We start from the raw sequence: 3,293 nt of genomic DNA, 5'->3' as shown, positions 1-3,293 counted from the left end.
TGCCGCATCGCCATCACCATCTTGATGACACCCGCCACACCCGCAGCCGCCTGCGTATGCCCCAGATTCGACTTCACCGAACCCAGCAACAAAGGCCGCTCCGCCGCACGCTCCGCACCGTAGGTCGCCAACAGCGCCTGCGCCTCGATCGGATCACCGAGTGGCGTCCCCGTACCGTGGCCCTCGACCACGTCCACCTCCGAGGCCGAGAGCCGCGCGTTCGCCAGAGCACGGCGGATCACGCGCTGCTGGGACGGGCCGTTCGGCGCGGTCAGACCGTTCGACGCACCGTCCTGGTTGACCGCCGAGCCCCGCACCACCGCGAGCACCTGATGGCCGTTGCGCCGCGCGTCCGACAGGCGCTCCACCAGCAGCATGCCCACGCCCTCGGACCACCCGGTACCGTCCGCGTGGTCGGAGTACGACTTGCACCGGCCGTCCGCCGCCAGGCCCCGTTGACGGCTGAACTCCACGAACGCACCCGGCGTCGACATCACCGTCACCCCGCCGGCCAGCGCCAGCGAGCACTCGCCCTGACGCAACGACTGCGCGGCCATGTGCAGCGCCACCAACGACGACGAACACGCCGTGTCCACCGTCACCGCAGGGCCTTCCAGACCGAACGTGTACGCCACCCGGCCCGACGCGATACTGCCCGCGCTGCCGTTGCCCAGGTACCCCTCCAACTCCTCCGGCACCGTGGACAGTCGCGAGGCGTAGTCGTGATACATCATGCCCGCGAAGACGCCGGTGTCGCTGCCCCGCAGAGAGGTCGGCGGGATCCCGGCCCGCTCCATGACCTCCCAGGTGGTCTCCAGAAGCAGCCGCTGCTGCGGATCCATGGCCAGTGCCTCGCGCGGCGAGATACCGAAGAAGTCCGCGTCGAACTCGCCGGCGTCGTGCAGGAACCCGCCTTCCTTCGTGTAGAAGGTCCCCAGCTGGTCGGCGTCGGGGCTGTAGAGCGCGTCGAGGTCCCAGTCACGGTTCTCGGGGAACGCGGAGATTCCTTCGCCGCCGGACACGACCATGTCCCACAGCTCTTCGGGCGAGGACACACCTCCCGGATAACGGCAGGCCATGCCGACGATCGCAATCGGTTCCTCCGCCGTCGCGGGGGCCTCACGACGAGAGACCTCCGCCACCGCACCGGGTGACTCCTCGGTCGACTCGTCCTGCTCCGCCAGCTCGTCCACGAGTTGCGGCAACAGGTACTCGGTCAGCGCTGCCGGGGTGGGGTAGTCGAAGACCAGGGTGGCAGGCAGAGCCAGACCGGTCTGCTTACTGAGGCGATTCCGCAGATCGACGGAGGACATCGAGTCGAAGCCCAGCTCCGTGAAGGCCCGTTCCGCCGGCACACCCGCCGCCGACTCGTGCCCGAGTACCGCTGCGACCTCCGCTCTGACCAGCGACAACAGTGCGGAGACGCGCTCGGTACCGGGGAGCGCGCCCAGCCTCTGTCGCAGGCCGGAACGGCCCCCGCTCGGCTCGGGGCGGCCACGGTCACCGTCACGGCCGGTGGTCGGTTCCCTGTGCGGCCGAGCCGGTACGAGTTCCGCCATCACGGGGGCGAGGGTGCCGCTCTCCGCCTCGGTACGGAGCGCGTCCTGGTCCAAGCGCATCGCCACGACGTTGGGGTGGTTCGTGGTGAGGGCCGCATCCAGCAACCGCAGCCCCTCCCCCGTCTCCAACGGCAACACACCCTGCCCCGCCATCCGCGCACGATCACCCTCCGACAACCCCGCCGACACACCCGACCGCACCCCCCACAAACCCCACGCCACCGACACCCCCGGCAACCCCGACCCCCACCGGAACCACGCCAACGCATCCCCATACGCATTCCCCGCCCCATACCCCACCTGACCCACCGACCCCACCACACCCGCCAACGACGAAAACACCACAAACGCCTCCACATCCCACCCCAACACCCCACACACCTCATGCACATTCCACGCCCCATCCACCTTCGCCCCCAACACACCCACCACCCGCTCCACCGACAACGACCCCAACAACCCGTCATCCACCACACCCGCCGCATGCACCACCACACGCACCCCCACCACACCCTCCAACCCCGCCAACAACCCCTCCCAATCCCCCACATCACACAACACCACCCGCACCCGCGCACCCAACCCCTCCAACTCCCCCACCAACCCAGAACCCCCACCACCACGCCCACGCCCCACCAACACCACATCCCGAAAACCCCACCCCACCACCGCATGACGCGCCACCACACCACCCAACACACCCAAACCACCCGTCACCACCACCACACCCTCCCGCACACCACCCCCACCCGACACCAACCCCGAACCCACAACGGAACCCGACCCCACCAACCCCGAACCCGAACCCGACCCCAACGACACAGACCCCGACTCCAACCCCAACGGCACAGACCCCGAACCCGCCGACGCAGACCCCGGACCCGCCTCCGACCCCACCGGTGCAGACCCCGGCTTCGAACCCGGACCCGACTCCAACGGCACAGACCCCGCACCCGCCTCCAGCTCCGCCAGACGCGGCACCCACACACGCCCCTCCTCAACCACCACCTCCGACTCACCCGACGCCACCACCCGCGCCACATCACCCCACCCACCACCCTCCACCAACACCACACGCCCCGGAAACTCCCGCTGCACCGACCGCACCAACCCCCACACCGCCACACCCGCACCACACACATCCCCCCCACCACCCCAACCCACCACACCACCCCGCGTCCACACCACCACCGACCCACCAGCCCCCAACCACTCCTGCAACACACCCACCACCTCCACCACCACACCCCGCACCACACCCACACCCAAACCCCCCACCACACCACGCACATCCAACACCCGAAAACCACCCACCACACCACCATCCACCAACCCACAACCACCCACACTCACACCCACAGCAGAACCCTCACCCTCAACCCCGGCACCACCCACCACCTCCGGCACCACAACCTCACACCACCCCACCCGATACAACCCACCACCAGAACCAGAACCAGAACCGGAACCAGCAGAAACCCCACCCACCTGCCCCGACACCAAACCCTCCACCGGACGCAACGACAACGACTCCACCGACCACACCACCTCACCACTCACCCCATCCACCACACACACCGACACCACACCCTCACCCACCGGCCTCAACCACACCCGCACCACCCGCACACCCCCACCACCACCAAACCGCACACCCGACCACGCAAACGGCAACACCCCACGACCCCCCACACCCGCCACCGCCCACGCATGCAAACACGCATCCGCCAACGC

General features: G+C 68.7%; 1 protein-coding gene. It reads right to left on the bottom strand.

Annotated features, from left to right (window positions below; translation table 11 throughout):
* The coding region (locus H297_RS39385) for a beta-ketoacyl reductase (RefSeq protein WP_486589753.1) at nucleotides 1-2,276 on the bottom strand (2,276 nt) is incomplete at its 3' end.
* Nucleotides 2,277-3,293: the final 1,017 nt, after the last annotated feature.

This window comes from Streptomyces sp. CNT360, from assembly GCF_000424785.1.
This window is presented reverse-complemented; position numbering and strand designations above follow the sequence as displayed.